At 61.8% G+C, this 20,227-nt stretch carries 15 protein-coding genes; 10 read left to right on the top strand and 5 right to left on the bottom strand.

Going from position 1 to position 20,227, the window contains the following annotated elements; translation table 11 throughout:
• Positions 1-90 precede the first annotated feature (90 nt).
• Complete coding sequence (locus AB8B20_RS04820; protein WP_068736626.1) at positions 91-738, top strand: alpha/beta hydrolase; 648 nt, start codon at positions 91-93, stop codon at positions 736-738.
• Between the two features lie 105 nt (positions 739-843).
• Here AB8B20_RS04820 and AB8B20_RS04825 read toward each other — a convergent pair whose 3' ends face one another.
• Both AB8B20_RS04825 and AB8B20_RS04830 read right to left on the bottom strand, forming a co-directional pair.
• The gene (locus AB8B20_RS04825) at positions 844-2,370 is read right to left on the bottom strand and encodes a porin (RefSeq protein WP_439071816.1); all 1,527 of its coding nucleotides are present in this window, start codon (positions 2,368-2,370) and stop codon (positions 844-846) included.
• Positions 2,371-2,687: 317 nt separating this feature from the next.
• The gene (locus AB8B20_RS04830) at positions 2,688-3,797 is read right to left on the bottom strand and encodes an anhydro-N-acetylmuramic acid kinase (RefSeq protein ID WP_439073024.1); all 1,110 of its coding nucleotides are present in this window, start codon (positions 3,795-3,797) and stop codon (positions 2,688-2,690) included.
• Positions 3,798-3,952: 155 nt separating this feature from the next.
• Here AB8B20_RS04830 and tyrS point away from each other — a divergent pair, with 155 nt between their 5' ends.
• From tyrS to AB8B20_RS04855, 5 genes are all read left to right on the top strand, one after another.
• A complete protein-coding gene (tyrS, locus tag AB8B20_RS04835) occupies positions 3,953-5,203 on the top strand; it encodes a tyrosine--tRNA ligase (protein ID WP_093758417.1) in 1,251 nt (416 codons plus the stop codon).
• A gap of 84 nt (positions 5,204-5,287) precedes the next feature.
• Positions 5,288-6,505 (top strand): MFS transporter, encoded by a 1,218-nt coding sequence (locus tag AB8B20_RS04840; RefSeq protein ID WP_439071818.1) that lies wholly within the window; start codon positions 5,288-5,290, stop codon positions 6,503-6,505.
• A gap of 110 nt (positions 6,506-6,615) precedes the next feature.
• The gene (locus tag AB8B20_RS04845) at positions 6,616-8,310 is read left to right on the top strand and encodes a methyl-accepting chemotaxis protein (protein WP_093758416.1); all 1,695 of its coding nucleotides are present in this window, start codon (positions 6,616-6,618) and stop codon (positions 8,308-8,310) included.
• Between the two features lie 181 nt (positions 8,311-8,491).
• Positions 8,492-10,186: a methyl-accepting chemotaxis protein gene (locus AB8B20_RS04850; protein WP_439071819.1), complete on the top strand. Its 1,695-nt coding sequence runs from the start codon at positions 8,492-8,494 to the stop codon at positions 10,184-10,186.
• A 185-nt stretch (positions 10,187-10,371) separates the two neighbouring features.
• Positions 10,372-12,066 (top strand): methyl-accepting chemotaxis protein, encoded by a 1,695-nt coding sequence (locus tag AB8B20_RS04855; protein WP_439071820.1) that lies wholly within the window; start codon positions 10,372-10,374, stop codon positions 12,064-12,066.
• A 75-nt stretch (positions 12,067-12,141) separates the two neighbouring features.
• Here AB8B20_RS04855 and AB8B20_RS04860 read toward each other — a convergent pair whose 3' ends face one another.
• Together AB8B20_RS04860 and AB8B20_RS04865 are read right to left on the bottom strand one after the other, a co-directional pair.
• Positions 12,142-12,912: an SDR family NAD(P)-dependent oxidoreductase gene (locus AB8B20_RS04860; RefSeq protein ID WP_439071821.1), complete on the bottom strand. Its 771-nt coding sequence runs from the start codon at positions 12,910-12,912 to the stop codon at positions 12,142-12,144.
• A 105-nt stretch (positions 12,913-13,017) separates the two neighbouring features.
• Positions 13,018-14,241 carry an ABC transporter substrate-binding protein gene (locus AB8B20_RS04865; protein WP_089264135.1) on the bottom strand — a complete coding sequence of 408 codons (1,224 nt, stop codon included), beginning with the start codon at positions 14,239-14,241 and terminating at the stop codon, positions 13,018-13,020.
• 238 nt (positions 14,242-14,479) lie between these two features.
• On the opposite strand from AB8B20_RS04865, the gene AB8B20_RS04870 reads away from it, so the two are divergent.
• On the top strand, positions 14,480-15,223 hold the full coding sequence (locus AB8B20_RS04870) for an IclR family transcriptional regulator (RefSeq protein WP_439071822.1): 744 nt from the start codon (positions 14,480-14,482) through the stop codon (positions 15,221-15,223).
• 45 nt (positions 15,224-15,268) lie between these two features.
• Here AB8B20_RS04870 and AB8B20_RS04875 read toward each other — a convergent pair whose 3' ends face one another.
• Complete coding sequence (locus AB8B20_RS04875) at positions 15,269-18,502, bottom strand: DUF3971 domain-containing protein (protein ID WP_231080587.1); 3,234 nt, start codon at positions 18,500-18,502, stop codon at positions 15,269-15,271.
• Here AB8B20_RS04875 and AB8B20_RS04880 point away from each other — a divergent pair.
• From AB8B20_RS04880 to AB8B20_RS04890, 3 genes are all read left to right on the top strand, one after another.
• Complete coding sequence (locus tag AB8B20_RS04880; protein WP_439071823.1) at positions 18,458-19,018, top strand: hypothetical protein; 561 nt, start codon at positions 18,458-18,460, stop codon at positions 19,016-19,018. The two genes, AB8B20_RS04875 and AB8B20_RS04880, sit on opposite strands and share 45 nt — an antisense overlap.
• Before the next feature lie 195 nt (positions 19,019-19,213).
• Entirely contained in the window at positions 19,214-19,354 is a 141-nt protein-coding gene (locus AB8B20_RS04885) for a hypothetical protein (RefSeq protein ID WP_158005733.1), read from the top strand.
• A gap of 20 nt (positions 19,355-19,374) precedes the next feature.
• A complete protein-coding gene (locus tag AB8B20_RS04890; protein WP_439071824.1) occupies positions 19,375-20,169 on the top strand; it encodes a peroxiredoxin in 795 nt (264 codons plus the stop codon).
• Positions 20,170-20,227: the final 58 nt, after the last annotated feature.

The raw sequence follows: 20,227 nt of genomic DNA on the forward strand, positions 1-20,227 counted from the left end.
CCTTTCCTCGCAGGGTCCCCTCCGAGCCATTCTCGCCGAGCCCTGCGCGAAACCGGCTGATCACGCCAAGAACGGGACCTAAGGATCACTATGCCCGAAGTTATTTTTACCGGTCCCGCAGGCCGTATTGAAGGCCGCTATCATCCGGCCAAGCAGAAGAACGCACCGATCGCCATGGTGCTGCATCCGCATCCGCAATTCGCGGGCACGATGAACCACCAGATCGTCTACCAATGCTATTACGCCTTCGTGCATCGCGGCTTCTCGGTGCTGCGCTTTAACTTCCGCGGCGTCGGCCGCAGCCAGGGCTCGTTCGACCATGGCACCGGCGAGTTGTCGGATGCAGCGGCAGCGCTCGACTGGGCACAGACCATCAATCCCGAAGCGCGCGCCTGCTGGGTTGCCGGTTTCTCGTTTGGCGCTTGGATCGGCATGCAGCTCCTGATGCGTCGCCCCGAGGTCGAAGGCTTCATCTCGATCGCACCGCCGGCCAATCTCTATGATTTCTCGTTCCTCGCACCCTGCCCGTCGTCGGGCCTGATCGTGCACGGCGAGAAGGATGCGGTCGTGCCGCCGAAGGACGTCAACACGCTGGTCGAGAAGCTGAAGACCCAAAAGGGCATCGTGATCGATCAGCACATCATTCCGGGTGCCAATCACTTCTTCGATAACAAGCTCGAGCCGCTGATGGAATCGGTCACCGGCTATCTCGACATGCGCCTCGCCAACGTGCGCTGAGGCGTCGATCGGCCTCACGACGGCCGCTTCATGTCAACCTAACAAAAAGCCCTCGGCCGGATCGGCCGAGGGCTTTTCAGTTTCAATTTTAGGTCCTGATCGGGATCAGAACGAGCGCAGGATCTGGACCGAGCCGTTGTAAAGATTCTGATCCTTGATCTGGTAGGCCTGATTGGGCTTGCCAGTTGCCGTGCCGGTATAGGTGCCGTCGAGATTCTGATCGAGGCGGCTATAGGTGAATTCAGCCGACAGGGTCAGGTTCTTGACGGGGGTCCATGCAGTACGCGTACCGACCTGGGCAATTCCGAAATCAAAATTATTGGTCGTGCCAGTAATGCTGCCAGCCGTAGAGCCCGGGTTGGACGAACTGCTCGTTCCCAGGCGACCGCCGGCCGGGCTGAATGCCGCGGCGAGCATCGCGTTGCCGGCATCGCCATAGGAGATATGGCTGTAGTTGCCGAACACCGAGGTGCGCCATGCCGTGTTCCAGTAATGCTCATAGAAGGCACTGACCTCCCAGGCATCGCTCTGCTGGATCGAGCTTCCCGGCGAATACACACCGTCGAGCACATAGCCGAAGCCAACCGTATTGCCATTGAATTTGGCAAAACGACCGCCGCCGGACGTTTCGAGCGAGCCGCCGGTGAAGGCGTAACGCGCGGCGCCCTTGGCATAAGACGCTTCGATCTTCAGGCTGTCGTTTGCACCGGTTGGCAGGACCTTGAATTCCACCGCGCCGCTGACGGCAAAGCCGTAGACATCGTCAGGATGCCCGAAGGATTCATTTGCCCCGTAGAAGCCGGCCGTCGACGTGTGCATGGCCGCAGCGAAATGCAGCGAGCCCCACTTCTGATCGAGCCGAAGGTTGCCGACGACATCAGGAATATGGTTGCCGCCCGTGGCGTTGCCGAAGAACGTGTTCGAATTGGTGCCGTAGAAGGCACCGGTGAACGACCCCGCGCCCGGCGCGACGATGAAGTTTGCGGTGTTGTAGAGGCCGGCATTGCGATAGGGCGACGCATTCTCGAGCGCGATGGTGCCCGAGAAGCCGTTGCCGAATTCAGCGGTGTAAGCGATTTGGGGAATGCCGGTCGTATTGCTCGAACCCGCAAGGAAGCCCGATGAGATCCAGGGCTTGGTCAGCGCCCATTGCGGATCGAAATTCGACACAGCCTTACCGAAGGTGAAGCCGGCGAACTGGATGAATGCGAAATCCACTTCCGTGAAGCCGCCGGCGATGCTGTCGCGGTTCTGCGTGAAGTCGAGCTGCATGTTCGCATAGGTACGCACCACGCCGTATTCGGACGCCGTGCGCGTATCGGTCGTAATGTTGATACGTTCGCGTGTGAGGAAGTTATCCTTGGTCCAGAGATTGTTGCCGCCGGCGCCGCCCTGCCAGAACGGCGCGTCGTACGGGCCACCGTTAAAAGTCGTATCGAGGCGGATCGCGCCACCGATCTTGATGCAGGTGTCGGTGCCCGGGATGTAGTAGAAGCCGGCACCGTAGATCGAGCAGATCTTCACGTATTCGACAGCCTTGGCCTTCACCGGAAGGTCCGCCGCCTGGGCAGTGCTCGCTGCCAGCAACGCTGCAGCGGAACCAAGTATCATTTGCTTCATCATGGTGGTCATGTCGCCTCCGTACCGATCGTATCGGCACGCGCGATTGCCCCGGGCGTGCCATTCATGAGGCAGAGTTGTGGAAGATCATGTTGCGAAACAATGCGCGCGGTCGATTGTCGCAGCATCATTTTCCGGCTGTGTGCTTTCGGCAACATAACCGGCAAGCCGCGGCATTTCCGTACCGAACTTATCACGAGATTTAATGATGCCATCACGCATCCGTGTCCGCGGCAGCTTGCCGCCTACCACAGGCATCGACGCCGTTATTCGCGATCAACCTGATTCGTTGAGTGAGTCGAATCGCCTTAGCTATGGCGAACTTCGCACTAGCTCGCGAGGTAGTCCGCTCTCACACCGCCCGTCATCGGCTCCGGCACACCAGTCGTTGCCGGATAGCTCAACGGCAAGCCCGCAAGCGAGCGCGCCGCCAGGAACGCGAAGGCCTGCGCTTCCATCGCATCGGCCGACCAGCCCAGGTCATTCGCACTCTCGACGCTAGCGGCCGGCAATCGCTCCCGCAGCATGCGCAGCATCGTCGGATTGCGTGCGCCGCCGCCGGTGATGATCCAGCTGCGCGGCGGCTTCGGTAACAGCGGCGCAATGCTGGCGATGGTCGCCGCGGTGAACGCCGTCAGTGTCGCTGCACCATCAGCGGGAGTCGTATCGCTCAGTTGCAATGCAGCGAAGTGATTGCGATCAAGCGACTTCGGCGGCGCTGCCGCAAAGAACGGATTCTGCAACCCCCTTGCGATCCACGCGTCATCGACACGGCCCTGCGCCGCCAGTGCGCCATCCGCATCGAACGGCTGCCCCGTTGCACGCAACACGAAATCATCGAGCAGCGCATTGCCCGGACCGGTGTCGCAGGCAATCAACGCGATATCGCCATCAATGTAAGTCACATTGGACACGCCGCCGATATTGACCACGGCCATGGGCCCGTCACGATGCAGTCCCTGCGCCAAGGCACGGTGAAAGACCGGCACCAGCGGCGCTCCCTGCCCGCCCGCAGCCACATCAGCCGCGCGCAGGTCGTGGATCACCGGCAGGCCGACCATCCCGGCAAGACTCGCCCCATCGCCAATCTGCACGGTGAGTCGATCGGCGGGACGATGCAGCACGGTTTGGCCGTGAAAGCCGATGATGTCGATGCTGCCTCGTGCGATGCCATGATCAGTCAAAAACGCCTCGACCGCCTCAGCATGGACCGATGTAACCACCCGCTCCGCCTCGGCCAGACTGCCCGGTCTGATATCGCGCCGGCTCAGTTGCACGGCCTCAGCCAGCGCCTGGCGCAACACGGCGCGCTCAGCCTCGCTATATGGCCGATACCCCGACGGGCCAAACGACCCGACCCGTTCGCCATCAGTCTCGATCAGGGCGACATCGACCCCGTCCAGCGAGGTTCCGCTCATTAGTCCGATCGCGGTCAGCATATCAGGCACACGGCAAAGCCCTCATTTCCGGTCAAAACTTGTGTCGAAGCGTCCAATCTTATAATGCCACAGGCACTTTGGGGCAGCCAGCACGCCCCCACCTTGCCGCCAATCCATTGAGACAGCGTAAAATTATCCAACCGAGCCGTAAACCGATGACCACCTACAAGTCCGATTTTCTCAACGTCCTGCAGAGCCGCGGCCTGATCCATCAGGTCTCGGATGCCGAGGCGCTGGACGCCGCCTGCTGCAAGGGACCGGTCACGGCTTATGTGGGTTATGACGCCACGGCGACCAGTCTGCATATCGGCAATCTGATCTCGGTGACCATGTTGTACTGGTTTCAGCAGACCGGCCATCGCCCGATCACGCTGATGGGTGGCGGCACCTCGATGGTCGGCGACCCGTCGTTCCGGGACGACCAGCGACAATTGCTGACGGTCGAGAAGATCGCGGAGAACATCGAAGGCATCAAGAAGATCTTCGGCAAGATGCTGACCTATGGCGACGGCCCGACCGACGCACTGATGGTCAACAATGCCGACTGGCTGCTGAAGTTGAACTATGTCGAATTCCTGCGCGATGTCGGCCGCCACTTCTCGGTTAACCGCATGCTGTCCTTCGACAGCGTGAAGCTGCGCCTCGACCGCGACCAGTCGCTGTCCTTCCTCGAATTCAACTACATGATCATGCAGGGCTACGACTTCGTCGAGCTCAATCGCCGCTACGGCACGCTGCTGCAGATGGGCGGCTCCGACCAGTGGGGCAACATCATCAATGGCGTCGATCTCAGCCACCGCATGGGCGGCCCGCAGCTCTACGCACTGACAACGCCGCTGCTCACCAAGTCATCCGGCGAGAAGATGGGCAAGTCGGCCTCCGGCGCCGTCTGGCTCAATGGCGATCTCTTCAGCCCCTATGACTTCTGGCAGTACTTCCGCAATACCGAGGACGCAGACGTCGGCCGTTTCCTCAAGGTCTTCACGCGCCTGCCCCTCGACGAAATCGCCAAGCTCGCGGCCTTGGGCGGTTCGGAGATCAACGAGGCGAAGAAGATTCTCGCCACCGAAGCGACGGCGGTGGTGCACGGCCGCGATGCAGCAAATGCCGCTGCGGAGACGGCACGCAAGACCTTCGAAGAAGGCGCGCTCGCCGACAGCCTGCCGACCGTCAATATTCCGCGCGCCGAACTGGATGCAGGCGTCGGCGTCCTCGCTGCCTTCGTCAATGCCGGTTTCGTCGCGTCGAATGGCGAGGCACGCCGCCAGATCAAGGGCGGAGGACTGCGCGTCAACGATGTCGCGGTCACTGACGAGAAGATGATGCTGACGCCGGCTTTGCTGATAGAAGGTGTCATCAAGCTCTCGATGGGCAAGAAACGTCACATCCTGCTCAAGCCTGCATAGCCGCATTCATCCAGCGCACTTGTTCACAGCGACCGAAACGCGCTCCATGGCGCAGCTGTCGCAAACGCCGTGAAGAAGAGCCAGATGGATTTGAAGACGTCCCAACGCACCGGACTGACTGTTCTCGGTGTCTGTTTCACACTGTCCGTGCTGGGACGCGGCCTGCAGGAAAGCTTCACTGTTTTTCTGCTCCCGATCTCGCAATCTTTCGGCTGGGACCGGGCCGAGGTCGTCTCGATCTACTCCCTCATCGCACTCTGCGTCGGCCTTGCGGGACCGCTGGTGGGACGGCTGTTCGACCGGTCCGGTCCGCGCACCGTGTTTCTGACCGGCATAGCTCTTCTGGGTGGTTCGCTGCTCGCGGCAGCCTATGCGCAGAAACTCTGGCAATTTCAACTCGCGCTCGGCCTCTGTCTCGGTTTCGCAATCGCCTGTATCGGCAATGTGCCTAACTCCCTGCTGCTCGGACGCTGGTTCGGCAAACGGTTGCCGACCGCGATGTCCGTCGTGTATTCGGCAACCGGCGCCGGCGTGTTGTTGATGCTACCTATCGCCCAGTTGCTGATCGATCACGTCGAATGGCGCGGCGCCTATCGCATCTTCGGCTTTGGCGTCCTGGCGCTGCTGGTGCCCTTGCTGTTTCTGCCATGGCGCAGGTTCGGCGCAGGCTCACCGCATCTCGAGAAGCCGCAGACAAGCGAGACGCTTATCGACGAGGGTTGGACCCTGATTAGCGCCATGCGCCATCACGCATTCTGGGCTTTGTTCGGAACCTTCTTCTTCACTGCCATCGGCATGTATGCGATCTCGCCGCAGGTCGTCGCCTATCTGATCGACGTCGGTTTCCCGCCGCTGCAGGCGGCGACCGCCTGGGGCTTCAGCGGCGTGCTGCTGCTATTCGGCATGCTCGGTGTCAGCTGGCTGGACGGCGTGATCGGTCGACGGCCGTCCATTCTGTTCAGCTACAGCCTGTCGCTCCTCGGCATCGTCATGCTCTGGCTGCTGCAATGGTATCCGAACTATGCGCTGCTTACTGGCTTCGTCGTCTGCTTCGGCAGCATGATCGGCTCGCGCGGCCCGCTGCTGACAGCGACTGCGATGAAGATCTTTCGCGGCAAGCGGGTCGGCACCATCTATGGGACAATCACCTTCGGCAGCGGGCTTGGATCCGCGCTCGGTTCATGGACCGGTGGCCTGCTGCATGACTGGACCCAGAGCTACAACTCGCTGCTCGCCTTTGCCTTGGTCAGCGTCGTGATCGGCATGATCCCGTTTCTCGTCGTCCCTGCCTTGCGCCGCTAAATCGCTACACGCGCGTTCGCACAGCGAACTCACTGAGTTTGTCAGCTTTCACGATTGGTAAGCGACTCGCTGGTATCTCTTTGCCAGTAGTGCTCCGATCAGAGGTCGACATGAGTTTGCTTAGCCGTTTCACCATTCGCACCAAGCTCACCAGCATGGTGCTGGTCTCTGCTGCGTCTATTTGCGCCATCATCGCGGTGGCCGCTTCGCTGAGCCAGAAGCGCATGCAGCAAGACCGCATGGAGCAGCTTCACACTGCCGTCGATCTGATGGTTGGCATGGCCGACAGCATGCAGGAAGAAATTGCAGCCGGAAAGATCACCTTGGCCGACGCCCAGATGCGCTACCGCCAACTGGCTCGCAACATGACCTTCGGCAACAAGCAAGGCTATCTCGTCGCCTACAAACCTGATGGCGTTCTCCTGGTGAATGCCGGCAACCCGAAGCTGGAAGACAAGAATACGGGCGCCAAGGATTCCAATGGCATTCTGATCTCAAGGGCCATCATCGACGCCGCACGCCAGACCGCAAATGGCGGCAGCACTTACTATCTCTATCCGCGTCCCGGCCAGACCGAGCCGACCGCCAAAATGGTCTTTGCTCGTTACTATGCCCCATGGGATATCACGTTCAGCACCGGCCTTTATATCGATGACCTCGACGCCGACGTTAATGCTCTCCTCGTCCGCCTCGGCTCGCTCGGCGCCGGCGTCCTTGCTGTGATGGCATTGCTGTCCTTTCTGATGGCCAGCGACATCCTGAGCGCACTCCGCCGGCTGCAGGCTCGTATGCACGCGATTGCCAATGGCGCGCTCGATGAGAATGTCGGCGAAACCGATCGCGGCGACGAAATCGGCCGCATGGCCGAAACGCTGGAAATGCTGCGCCAGACCTCGCTGACCGCCCGCTCCCTCGAAGCCGAGCAGGCCAAGTTGAAACAGATGAGCGAAGCCGAGAAGCGCGACGCGCTGATTGCCCTCGCCGATCGTTTCGACTCCTCGGTCGGCCAGTTGGTCGGCCTGATGGCATCCGGTTCGACCGAGCTCGAAGCCACCGCGCAGTCGATGAGCGGCACCGCCGCCCGCACCAATGACCAGGCGGGCATCGTCAACACTGCCGCCTTGCAAGCCAGCACCCGCGTGCAGACGGTCGCCGCCGCCGCCGAGGAACTGTCATCGTCAATCGCCGAGATCGCGCGTCAGATGGCGCAGTCGGCCAAGATCACCACCCACGCCGTCGACAGCGCCCGCCGCACTGACACCATCGTGCGTGCCCTCGCCGACGGTGCTCAGCAGATCGAGCATGTCGTCGAGCTGATCTCCACCATCGCGGGCCAGACCAACCTGCTGGCGCTGAATGCCACGATCGAAGCCGCCCGCGCCGGCGATGCAGGCCGCGGCTTCGCTGTCGTGGCCACCGAAGTGAAGAGCCTCGCCGGCCAGACCGCCGACGCCACCAAGGAAATCAGCACCCGCATCGCGCAGATCCAGAGTGCGACCAAGGAAGCTGTCGACGCGATCCAGGGCATCACCGCCACCATCGAGGAAGTCAGCGCCATCGCCACCACGATCGGCTCTGCGATCGAGGAGCAAGGTGCCGCGACCGCGGAGATCGCCCGCAATGTCACCCAGACCGCGCAGGCTACGCAGGACGTCACCACCAATATCGGCGGCGTCAGCGCTGCCGCGCATGAGACCGGCGACGCTGCCGGCATGGTGCTCAACGCCGCTTCCGGCCTGTCGAAGCAAGCCGAGCAATTGTCTGGCGAAGTCACGACGTTCCTCGCCGGCGTGCGGGCTGCCTAAAACGCAGCTACATCCTTGTATGAAAGGCGCGGTCAGCGATGACCGCGCCTTTCTGCTTTGAGCGCCTGCCACCAAGTGACACTCACTGCCCCTCTTTAAGATGCGCGTCGCAATCCGTGATTCACCATTGGTAAGCAGATTTGCGGTACTATTGTCCGGCCTGCCACATTCAGAGGTTCAGATGAGTCTGCTCAGTTACTTCACCATCCGCACCAAGCTCACCAGTATGGTGCTGGTGTCCGTCGCTTCGGTCTGCGCCGTTGTTGCCGTCGCCGCTTCGCTCAGCCAGAAGCGCATGCAGCAGGACCGCATGGAGCAGCTCAAGACCGCGGCTGAACTGATGGTGACCCTGGCAGATGCCGTGCAGGAAGATGTCACCGCCGGAAAGACGAGCCTGGCCGACGCCCAGTTGCGCTATCGCCAGCTGGCCCGCAACATGACCTTCGGCAACAAGCAAGGTTATCTCCTCGCTTACAGATCTGATGGCGTCCAGTTTGTAAATGGCGGTAACCCAAAGCTCGAAGACACGAACAGGGGCGCCAAGGACTCGAATGGCGTCGTGATGTCCAAGGCCGTCATCGAAGCCGCGCGTCAGACGCCGACCGGCGGCAGCACCTTCTATTACTATCCACGACCGGGTCAGACAGAACCTGTCCCCAAGATGGTCTTCGCACGCTACTATGCTCCTTGGGACGTCACCTTCAGCATCGGGCTCTATGTCGATGACCTCGACACCGACGTGAACGCCCTGCTTGTTCGCCTTGGTTCTGTCGGCGCTGGCGTTCTCGCCGTCATGGCGCTGCTGTCCTGGCTGATCGCCAGCGATATCCTCGGTGCACTGCGCCGACTCCAGACGCGCATGCATGAAATCGCCAATGGTTCGCTGGACGAGAACGTCGGCGAAACCGATCGCGGCGACGAAATCGGCCGCATGGCCGAGACGCTGGAGATGCTGCGCCAAACCTCGCTCACGGCACGTACGCTGGAAGCCGAACAGGCCAAGCTGAAGCAGATGAGCGAAGCCGAGAAGCGCGACGCGCTGATCGCCCTCGCCGATCGTTTCGACTCCTCCGTCGGTCAATTGGTCGGCCTCATGGCGTCCGGTTCCACCGAACTCGAAGCCACCGCGCAGTCGATGAGCGGCACCGCCGCCCGCACCAACGATCAGGCTGATATCGTTAGCACCGCCGCCTCGCAGGCCAGCACCCGCGTGCAGACGGTCGCCGCGGCCGCCGAAGAGCTGTCGTCGTCGATCGCCGAGATCGCGCGTCAGATGGCGCAGTCGGCCAAGATCACCACCCACGCCGTCGATAGCGCCCGCCGCACCGACACCATCGTTCGCGCCCTCGCTGACGGCGCGCAGCAGATCGAACACGTGGTTGAACTGATCTCCACCATCGCGGGCCAGACCAACCTGCTGGCGCTGAATGCCACGATCGAAGCCGCCCGCGCAGGCGATGCAGGCCGCGGCTTCGCCGTCGTGGCGACCGAAGTGAAGAGCCTCGCCGGTCAGACCGCCGACGCCACCAAAGAAATCAGCACCCGCATCGCGCAGATCCAGAGTGCGACCAAGGAAGCGGTCGACGCTATCCAGGGCATCACCGCGACCATCGAAGAGGTCAGCGCCATCGCCACCACGATCGGCTCGGCCATTGAGGAGCAAGGTGCCGCGACCGCAGAGATCGCCCGCAACGTCACCCAGACCGCGCAGGCGACGCGGGACGTCACCACCAATATCGGCGGTGTCAGCTCGGCAGCGCATGAGACTGGCAATGCCGCCGGCATGGTGTTGAGTGCTGCGACCGGCCTGTCGAAACAAGCCGAACAACTGTCAGGCGAAGTCACCACCTTCCTCGCGGGCGTGCGCGCCGCCTAAGCATGACGAACTAAACCCCATTGAATGAAAGGCGCAGTCAGCAATGACTGCGCCTTTTTCATTTCAGGACCTGACGAAGCGACGCATGCTGAACTCGCTTCAAGATGCGCATTGCAACCCGTGATTTACCATTGGTAAGCAGGTTGACGGTATTATTGTCTGGTCACTCTCACGCCGAGGTCCAGATGAGTCTGCTCAGTAACTTCACGATCCGCACCAAGCTCGTCAGCATGGTCGCGGTCTCTGCCATTGCGGTCTGCGCCGTCATCGCGGTCGCCGCTTCGCTTAGTCAGAAGCGGATGATGGAGGATCGGATTTTGCAGCTCCGCACCGCCGTCGATCTCGTCACTGGCCTCGCGCAATCGCTCCAGGACGAGGTTGAAGCCGGCAGGATGAAGCTGCCGGAAGCTGAAGATCAGCTTCGCCTGCGCAGCCGGCGCATGTTGTTCGACAAGGGACAGGGCTACGTGCTCGCCTATCGCGCCGACTCCACCGTGATGGTCCACGGCACGCTACCGAAGCTCGAAGGCACCATCACCAACGGCAAGGATTCCAATGGCGTCCTGATCGCCTCCGCCGTCATCGCCGCCGCCAACAGCAAGCCTGAAGGTGCGACCGCGACCTATCTGTATCCACGTCCTGGACAGGATGAGCCTCGGCCGAAAGTCGTGTTCGCGCGCAAATTTGCGCCGTGGAACGTCGTCATCAGCATCGGCGTCTATGTGGACGACCTCGATGCCGACATGAATGCGCTGCTGATGCGCCTCGGCGCTATCGGTGCTGGCGTCCTCGCGCTGATGGCGCTGTTGTCCTGGCTGATTTCCAGCGACATCCTCGGTGCACTTCGCCGGTTGCAGTCACGCATGCATGACATCGCCAACGGCGCGCTCGACGCCAAGGTCGAGGAAACCGATCGCGGCGACGAAATCGGCCGCATGGCGGAAACGCTGGAAATGCTTCGGCAGACCTCACTCACGGCACGGTCTCTCGAAGCCGAGCAGGCCAAGCTCAAGCAGATGAGCGAAACCGAAAAGCGCGACGCTCTGATCGCTCTCGCTAATCGCTTCGACGCATCCGTCGGCCAGCTGGTCGGACTGATGGCATCGGGTTCGACCGAGCTCGAAGCCACCGCACAGTCCATGACGGGGACGGCCGACCGGACCAACCAGCAGGCTACGATGGTGAGTTCGGCCGCAACTGAAGCCAGCACCCGCGTCCAGACGGTAGCATCTGCCGCCGAGGAATTGTCGTCGTCGATCAGCGAGATCGCGCGCCAAATGGCGCAATCCGCAAAAATCACGACGCATGCCGTCGACAGCGCCCGGCGCACCGACACCATCGTGCGCGCGCTGGCCGATGGCGCGCAGCAGATCGAACATGTTGTCGAGCTGATCCAGACCATCGCCGCCCAGACCAATCTGCTCGCGTTGAACGCCACCATCGAAGCTGCACGTGCCGGCGATGCCGGCCGCGGCTTTGCTGTGGTCGCCACCGAGGTAAAGAGCCTGGCCGGCCAGACTGCCGATGCCACCAAGGAGATCAGTACCCGCATCGCGCAGATCCAGAGCGCAACCAAGGAGGCCGTCGATGCCATTCAGGGCATCACCGCCACGATCGAAGAAGTCAGCGCCATCGCCACCACGATCGGCTCTGCCATCGAGGAGCAAGGTACGGCGACTGCGGAAATTGCTCGCAACGTGACGCAGACGGCGCAGGCGACCCAGAACGTCACTACCAATATCGGCGGTGTCAGCTCGGCAGCGCACGAGACCGGCAACGCTGCGGGCATGGTGCTGAGTGCGGCAACCGGCCTGTCGAAACAGGCCGAGCAACTGTCCGGCGAAGTCAAAACCTTCCTCGCCGGCGTTCGCGCCGCCTGACGCAGATATCCCTCAAGCACGAAGGGCGCGGTCAGCAATGACTGCGCCCTTTGCTATTTTAGGAGTGACTGCCGATCAACGCGCGGTGAAGCCGCCGTCCACCGGCAGCGCAACGCCCGTGATAAAGGAAGCATCATCCGAACCAAGCCACAGCGCGGCATGCGCCACATCCTCGGCCTTGCAGAGACGGCCCATGGGCACTGCCGCCAAAAGCTTGGCCTCGTTGGCCGCAGCTTCCGCTGCGACGCCCGAGCGGCCGGTGAAACCGAGCTTCATCGGTGTATCCGCAAGACCCGGGCAGATCACGTTGACGCGGACGCCTTCGGGCGCGAATGCCTGTGCCAGCGACTTGGTGAGGCCGACCACAGCGAACTTAGCAGCCGAATAGATCGGGCTCATCATGGAGCCGACAATGCCCGACACCGACGAGGTGAAGATCACCGAGCCGCCGCCGCGCTTGCGCATGTGCTTGATCACTTCGCCGGCCGCCAGCGTCGCCGAGGTGACGTTGAGCGCCATCGCAAATTCATAGGCCGTGAGGTCGAGATTCTCGACGCCGGCCGGACCCGGCGTGCCGGCATGGGCCCAGAGGATATCGATGCCGCCGAGCGCGGCAGCCGCGTCGTTGATTGAACTCTTCATCTGTTCGGTCTTCGACAGATCGGCCTGGATGGTGGTGAGCTCATAACCCAGCTTCTTCATGTCGGATTTGAGCTGCGCGAGCGCGTCCGCATTGACGTCAATGGCGGCGACCTTGGCGCCTTCCTTGAGGAACAGTTCGACGCCGGCGCGTCCCATGCCCGATGCAGCAGCGGTGACGGCGGCGAGTTTATTGGCGAGACGCATTCTGTTGTCCTTGTGATGGTTTTGATATCGCGGTTCAGAAAAAGAAAAACGCGCAGCGCGGGGTCACCGACATCTGCGCGTTCTCATCGTTCGTTGCTGCAGCCGTTACTTGATCAGCGGGCAACCGCCGTCCTTGAGCGGACGGAAGGCCGTGTCGGCCGGGATCGTCGCCAAAACATTGTAATAATCGTACGGCTTCTTCGACTCAGCGGGCTTCTTGACCTGGAGCAGATACATGTCGTGCAGCACGCGGCCGTCTTCACGCAGCGTGGTCTTGCCGAACAGCGGATCGTCGAACGTACCCATCTCGCGGATCGCCTTCACGACCGCCGCGCCATCCTTCGGCGAGCCAACCTTGGCGACCGCCTTCAGATAGGTGAGCGACGCCGAATAGGCGCCGGCCTGGTTCATACTGGGATAGCGACCGTTGTTGCGCTTGGCGAACCGCTCGCCAAAGGTGCGGGTCTGCTCGTTCAGATCCCAGTAGAAGCCCTCAGTGAGCTGCAGGCCCTGCGCCGTATTGAGACCGAGAGAGTGGATATCCGAAATGAACATCAGCATGCCGGCGAGCTTCTGGCCCGCCTGCACGATACCGAATTCAGACGCCTGCTTGATCGCCTTGATGGTATCGCCGCCGGCATTCGCCAGTGCGATGACCTCGGCCTTGGAGGCCTGCGCCTGCAGCAGATAGGACGCGAAATCGTTAGAATCGGTCGGGTGCTTGATGCTGCCGAGCACCTTGCCACCATTGGCATTGATGACGGCTGTAGCATCACGCTCTAGCGAAGCGCCCAGCGCGAAGTCGACAGTAAGGAAGAACCAGCTCTTGCCGCCGGCCTTGGTCATGGCGTCGGCCGTACCGTGCGCCAGTGCCCAGGTGTCATAGGTCCAATGCACCGAGTTCGGCGTGCAGGCCTTGCCCGTCAGGTCCGACGTGCCTGATGCCGTGAACAGCGCGACCTTGTTGAGCTCCGCCGTGAGCGGCGCGACAGCCAGCGAGGTGGCGCTGGTCGGAATGTCGACGAGGACGTCGACGCCTTCGGTCTCGTACCACTTGCGCGCGATGTTGCGCGCGATGTCCGGCTTGTTCTGCGGATCGCCCTGGATCACCTCGACCTTGAACTTGTCGGCGCCCGGAAGCTTGTTGAAATCCTCGACAGCCATCTTGGTGGCGTCGAACGAACCCATGCCGCCGATATCAGAGAAAATGCCGGACATGTCGGCGAGGACGCCGAGCTTCACCGGCGTCTGTGCCGACGCCATCTGCGCGGACAGCAATCCGAGCGACAGCGCCACGGCTGACACGGCAACAGTATTGCGAATGGTCATCTATTCCTCCCCTGACAAATTCCGTGATTCACCCTGGCAAGGCGCCAGCCCGGCAATCACGTGAATAATTCTTGTTTATGAATTTATAAGACCTATATGTGAATTGTAAGTCAAGACCGCCGCCGCCGATCTGGATGGCTTCAGGGACGTTTCGGCGATACAGGGGCCAACCAGAACGCGCAGAATCGCAAGCGTGTCGCGACGCGGGACGTGCCAACAAGGAAGAATGAGAATTCCAATGCTGGTCAGACAAGCTGCCAACGTCCTGGAACTGATGGAATATTTCGCCCGGCGCAAACGCCCCGCAACGCTGGCCGAAATTTCGGACGACCTCGGCTGGCCGCGCTCCAGTACGTTCAATCTCGTCGGCACCATCGCCGACAAGGGCTGGCTCTATGAGCCCCGTGCGCGCAACGGCTACTATCCCAGCCCCCGCTGGCTAATGCTTGCCCGCGCTGTCGCAGATGCCGAGCCGCTCCCGGACGCGGCCCATGCGCTGGTGACCGAAATCGCCGACCAGACCGGCGAAACGACCGGCGTCGCCGCCCTCGCCGGAACGTCAGCAATCTTCCTTGATGTCGTCGAGTCCACGCATTCGGTGCGCTACTTCGCGCAGATAGGCGACCGCGTTCCGGTCCATGCGAGTTCGGTGGGCCGCGCCATTCTCGAGCAGCATTCGCCCGAGGAACGCAAGGCGATCTATCGCAAGATCAAGTTCGAAGCCTTCTCCCACACGACACCGACAACGGCAGAGGCGATCGAGGACGAACTCAGAGAGGCGGCCGAGCGCGGCTATCAGCAAAGTTCATCGGAATATATCGCCGACCTCGCGGGCGTCGCCGTGCCCTTGCCGGTGCAACATCGCCGGTTGTCGCTGGTGGTCGCCGGTCCGACGTCGCGCTGCCTGACACGGCGTCCCGAAACGGCAGCCATCATCCGGAAGCTGATACAGAGATTCGCATCCGAATTCGCGTCAAGCTAAGCCCCGCACAATGCGGCGAGCGCTGCGCTTGAGCCACAGACGTCGTTAGTTGCTGTTGTTGTTCTGGTTCGGGAATTCGACCGAATTGTTCTGCTTGCCGGTGCCGAATTCGAAGATCTTGCGGAACACGCCCGGTGCCATGGCCGAGATCGGATTGACGCGCAGCACCGGCGCACCTGGCGTACCGACGACTTCGTAAGTGACGCCGATCAGGCCTTCATTGCTGCCGCCGCCGAGAAACAGTCCGACAATCGGAATCTGGCCGAACATGTTGTTCAGCCCATACATCGGCACAAAGGTGCCGCTCATCCGAACCTGGTTGAGCGGGTAATCGATGCTGCCCTCGATGGTCGCACCGACGGTCGGGCCTTTGACAACGCCGTCCCGAATGGTGAGCTGGCCGTTTTGCCGCGTGAACTCGGCACGCAACCGCGAGAACGCGACGCTGCTCTGCGCCGCGTTCTGCCCGCCTCCGGCGACGCTGGCCAGTTGCGCCTCGCCCTTGACGTTGAAGTCGCGGATGTTGATCAGGCCTTCCTTGGCGCGGGCGTCCGACGATGGCGGATCCATTGCCAGTGCGAGCTGGCCCCCCGACATCTTGGAATAGGTGTCGGTCGCGCGCAGGAAGGCGCCGGCATCGTTGGTCTCTATATAGATGACGTCACGACCGGCCCCCTGGGAGCGCCCGCGCATGTCGCCCGTCAGCGGTGTGTCGCGTCCGAGCTTTCCGCTCAGGGAGAATTTCTGGATCGTACCGTTGCGCCGCGAAATCTTGGCATCGACGCTGCGAACCGCCTCGCCATAGTAACCGGCAACAGCGCCGAGCTTCACGTCAATATCGAAGTCGACCGATTTGGTTTTGCTCTTGGGATCCCCATCCTTGCCTGAAATCGCCGATTTCAGGAAGCCGCGGCCGTCGAACACGTCGCCACGCATCGTGACTTTCAATACGCCATCCGGACCACGGTCTGCCTTCAACGACGTCTTGTCGCCCTCAGACGGCGAATAGGTCGGGAAGTTCACACCGACGAGGTCACCGTTCTGATCGACTTCGACGGAGCCCTTGATCGAAGCCCCACCGCCATCGACGACAATATCTTCCAGACGGGTCGTGTCGCCCTTCTTCACGACGTTGAAGACAGCGCGAGCGCTCTTGCCGGGCAGCTTCATCCAGCCCGGCAGGATATTGTCGAGCTTCAACGGCGTCAGATCGGCGTCGACCCCGAGCTTGCTGTCACGGTCCCCGGAGCCAATCTTGCCGACAACCTTGATCGGGAGATTGCCGACCACCGCCGGTCCGAGGTCCACACCGAGCCGCGCGCGGCTTGCATCGTCGAGCGTCGCGTTGAGACGCACATCGGCATCGCCATCGGTCGGCTTGCGATAGTCGAGCGATGCCGCCTGCCCGTTGATCTTGACGTCACCCTTGACCTGATAACCCTGATTGTTCGCTGTGACCTTCAGCGAATTGGCTTCGAGCTTCTGGTTCATCACCAGCTTGTCGGCGGAAAATGCCGTCAGATCCGCGGTGATGTTGTAGGTCGTATCGGCCTTGGTCAGTTCGTGCTGGATCGGCATGCCCATGGCGACCTGCGCGGTCACATTGCCCTTGGTGGTCGCCGGGTCGAGCATGTTGCCAGTGACTTCGCTCAGACGGTTGGAGTTGAGGACATCGGCCACCGCCGCCACCGGTCCCTCCAGTTTGAAACGCACGCGAGCTGGCGATGGCTTCGGCGCCATATCCGGAACTTCGAACACGATATCGCTGAGATTGAGCTTGCGTCCGCCCGCGGTCTCGGAGTTTGCCTGACCGATGGTCACGGTCGCGGTCCGTCCCGTGACGCGCGCGCGCAGATCGCCGTCGCGGATCACCGGCATGCCATCCACCGGACGTAGCGCCACCCCATTGGCGAGGATCTTCACCGACAGCCCCTCATCGGGGATTGGCGGCCCGCGCCGTGTCAGGTTCTTGGTTGGCGAATTGACCCCGATCTCGATGCTCTGAAGCTGTCCGCCCTCGATGCGTTCGGTGACCCATTCGCGTACTTCAGGCACGATCAGGATCGGCCACATGCGCTTGAGCGCCGAGGCAGACATCGGCGTTCCCGCAAAGCCGAGGGTCATGCGCGGCTCGCCGGCGTAGTCAATGCTGCCTGTGCCGGCGACGCCGATCTCGCCGTTGCTGATATTCGCCCGCGTCAGCAAAACCCGACGGTTGTCGGAATCGAAACGCAAGCCAATGTCGATGCTGTTGAAGATCAGCGGCGCTTCACCCGGACCTCCACCCAATACGATTGTGCCGCCGCTGATCCCTGCCTGCCACGAGTCGGTCGCGCCATTGGGGGGCTCGACATGGGCAAGCGAAGTGACGCGGTTCTCACCGGACACGAACTTGAATGGCGCCAGCAGCACACGGCGGCCGGCATCCCACTCGACGCTCAGCTCCGCCTGATCGATCGGCATCGGATAATCCGGCGTGTCATTATCGATGATGTTGCCGGCGCCTGCAGTGAGCTTGCCGCGGAAATAGGTCGGGAGGCCGTCGCGCCCAATTTCGCCCCTCAACTCACCAGTCAGCGGCAGATCGGCGCTGTAAGTCAGATCCTTCATGCGCAGCGCGAGCAGGATATTCCGGGTCGAGACCTTGTCGGCGCGCAGACTGACCGCACGCACGCCATTGGCTGGCGCGCCGACCGTGACGCCGAGTGTCCATGGGGCCTTGCCGCCTTCGCCCACTGTCATCATGACGCCGCCGCCGCTCGGTCGGCGCAGGGTCAGGCTGATATTGTTGAAGTCCCACGTATTGCCGCGCTGCTGGTCATCAACCACCAGCTTGCCGTTCTTCAGGCCGATCTCGTTGAGGTTCTGTCCGTCGAGGCCCGACAGGGTCAGGCTGTCGAGCCAATCGAGACCCGCAAGCAAGCCGGTGGAGGCCTCGCGCTTGTCAGCAGGGGGCTGCGGAATCTGGACCACCGGCGGCTGCGGCTGCCGCGGGAAAGTGAGTTCCGGTTGTCTGCCCGGACCGAGCCACGACCCTGGTGTGCGAGGCGATGCGACACCCGTCGCAATCGGGCGAGCATTCTCGCCTGTCGACACGGTCACCTGCCCATCCGGCGTAATGCGCACGGCCAGCACGACATCGACCAGGTTGAGGCTTTCGGCGCGCAAGCGGCCCATCATCATGGCAGCAGCGGAGAGCCGGACTTCGGCCTTCGGAGCACTGGCCACGACGGCGTGATCACGATCGCGGACGACGATGTCGCGGATACGTACAGCCATCCGGACCCGCCCGGCGCGTTCGATCTGCGTGCCGCCAACTTCGACCGTATTACCCTGCCCGATATTGTCCTGGATCGCCTCGACCAGCCACGGTGTGGCCATGTCGAAATTGATCGGGCCTGCGCCCAGCCGGACCCACAAGGCGCCAAAGCAAACGCCAAAAATAATCAGAAGGATGCCGAGAACAGCCGCGATCCGCTTGACCCATCGACCGCCGAACAGCCAATCGCGAACCGCAACGAGTCGATCGCCGAAACGGTGCCAGCCACTATCTTTCTTGGACAGCAAGCGGCGTGCACGGTGATGCCCGGCCTCGTCATGCTGATGATCCCAATCGGCATCATCCCATTGCAAGGACTCGTCATCGGCGCGCGATCGATACGCTTGTGGCGGCTTATTTCTGGCCATTGCCTCTCGGTGCTGGCGCTGACTATGAGAATGATCGTCACCGGCCCTTCGCGCATCGACAACCGACGAGCGCTCTTCTGCCGGCATCGCTGCCAATCCTCGGTTTGAATTATAACTCGTCGTGCGGTCGTTGCGGCGCCCCTATGGCGCACGGAACGTGTGTTGCGTCGAATCCTTTGTAACCATACTCCGAGACCAGCATATTTGGGCCAGCGCATTTGCACCGCAACGTGCCGCCACCCGATCGCTGGTGCTTTGCAATGTCATCACACTGAGCCGCTGAAAGCGACGAAAGGAAGGCGTATGTCCAAGAAATCGCGCAAGAATCCCTCGAAACGAGCCATCTGTACAGTGGCAGAAAACGCATCGGGCGCGAAAGCCGGATTGACGCTGGAAACTGCGGCCAAGCGCCTCGTCGGGCGCGCCGCGCAATTGAACCGCTGAACGCGAAGAAAGGAACATCCATGGCCAAGAAAGCCAGCAAGAAACCCGCCAAGGCCACCGCCAAGAAAACGGCCAAGACTGCTTCTCCCTCGAAGGCGAAGAAGCCAGCCAAGACTGCGACAAAGTCCCCAGCCAAAAAGGCTGCCGCCAAGCAAGCCAAGCCTGTGGCGAAAGCCGTGTCCAAGGCGCTAACCAAGCCAGCCGCCAAAGTCGCGAAGGCTCCTGTCGCCAAAAAGGCTCCAGCGACTAAGACGATCGCCGCGAAGGCGTCGCCCAAAGCAGTTGCGAAGCCTGCGCCACCCTCCGTGGCGGCACCGAAAGCAACTCGCGAGAAAATCGCACCGGCGCCTCGTGTCGCAGCCGAGGGGGCCAAGGCTCCGGCCTTCCAGTTGCCCCGCGATGGCGGCGCCACGGTCTCGCTGTCAGACTATGCCGGCCAGAAGCTCGTGATCTTCTTCTACCCCCGCGCCAGCACTCCGGGCTGCACCAAGGAAGCCATCGACTTCACCCGCCTGTCCGCCGACTTTCAGGCAGCTAACGCCGCCGTGCTTGGCGTCTCGGCCGACCCACTAAAGGCTCAGGAGTCGTTCCGCGACAAGTTCGCGCTGGGAGTTCCGCTGCTGTCGGATGCGACGCAATCGATGCTGAAAGCCTATGGCGCCTGGGGCGAGAAATCGATGTATGGCAAAACCTTCGAAGGCGTTCTTCGCACCACGGTTTTGATCGATGCAAAAGGCAACGTCGCGAAGATCTGGCACAGCGTCAAAGTGGACGGACACGCAGACGCGGTGCTCGAAGAGGCACGTCGGATTTGATCAATGTCATTTGCTCAAAATTAACCATGAAGGGCTCAAATCGCCTCCGTTGAGCCAG

It is taken from the genome of Tardiphaga sp. 866_E4_N1_4, from assembly GCF_052076075.1.
Taxonomy (GTDB): Bacteria; Pseudomonadota; Alphaproteobacteria; order Rhizobiales; family Xanthobacteraceae; genus Tardiphaga; species Tardiphaga robiniae.

What these genes read in the sequence shown, in the direction of transcription:
- AB8B20_RS04830 (WP_439073024.1), bottom strand. Translation starts at nt 3,797, where the DNA reads ATGCTGACCGCGATCGGACTAATGAGCGGAACCTCGCTGGACGGGGTC.
- AB8B20_RS04840 (WP_439071818.1), top strand. Translation starts at nt 5,288, where the DNA reads ATGGATTTGAAGACGTCCCAACGCACCGGACTGACTGTTCTCGGTGTC.
- AB8B20_RS04820 (WP_068736626.1), top strand. Translation starts at nt 91, where the DNA reads ATGCCCGAAGTTATTTTTACCGGTCCCGCAGGCCGTATTGAAGGCCGC.
- AB8B20_RS04890 (WP_439071824.1), top strand. Translation starts at nt 19,375, where the DNA reads ATGGCCAAGAAAGCCAGCAAGAAACCCGCCAAGGCCACCGCCAAGAAA.
- AB8B20_RS04865 (WP_089264135.1), bottom strand. Translation starts at nt 14,241, where the DNA reads ATGACCATTCGCAATACTGTTGCCGTGTCAGCCGTGGCGCTGTCGCTC.
- AB8B20_RS04850 (WP_439071819.1), top strand. Translation starts at nt 8,492, where the DNA reads ATGAGTCTGCTCAGTTACTTCACCATCCGCACCAAGCTCACCAGTATG.
- AB8B20_RS04870 (WP_439071822.1), top strand. Translation starts at nt 14,480, where the DNA reads ATGCTGGTCAGACAAGCTGCCAACGTCCTGGAACTGATGGAATATTTC.
- AB8B20_RS04825 (WP_439071816.1), bottom strand. Translation starts at nt 2,370, where the DNA reads ATGACCACCATGATGAAGCAAATGATACTTGGTTCCGCTGCAGCGTTG.
- AB8B20_RS04860 (WP_439071821.1), bottom strand. Translation starts at nt 12,912, where the DNA reads ATGCGTCTCGCCAATAAACTCGCCGCCGTCACCGCTGCTGCATCGGGC.
- AB8B20_RS04855 (WP_439071820.1), top strand. Translation starts at nt 10,372, where the DNA reads ATGAGTCTGCTCAGTAACTTCACGATCCGCACCAAGCTCGTCAGCATG.
- AB8B20_RS04885 (WP_158005733.1), top strand. Translation starts at nt 19,214, where the DNA reads ATGTCCAAGAAATCGCGCAAGAATCCCTCGAAACGAGCCATCTGTACA.
- AB8B20_RS04875 (WP_231080587.1), bottom strand. Translation starts at nt 18,502, where the DNA reads ATGGCTGTACGTATCCGCGACATCGTCGTCCGCGATCGTGATCACGCC.
- tyrS (WP_093758417.1), top strand. Translation starts at nt 3,953, where the DNA reads ATGACCACCTACAAGTCCGATTTTCTCAACGTCCTGCAGAGCCGCGGC.
- AB8B20_RS04845 (WP_093758416.1), top strand. Translation starts at nt 6,616, where the DNA reads ATGAGTTTGCTTAGCCGTTTCACCATTCGCACCAAGCTCACCAGCATG.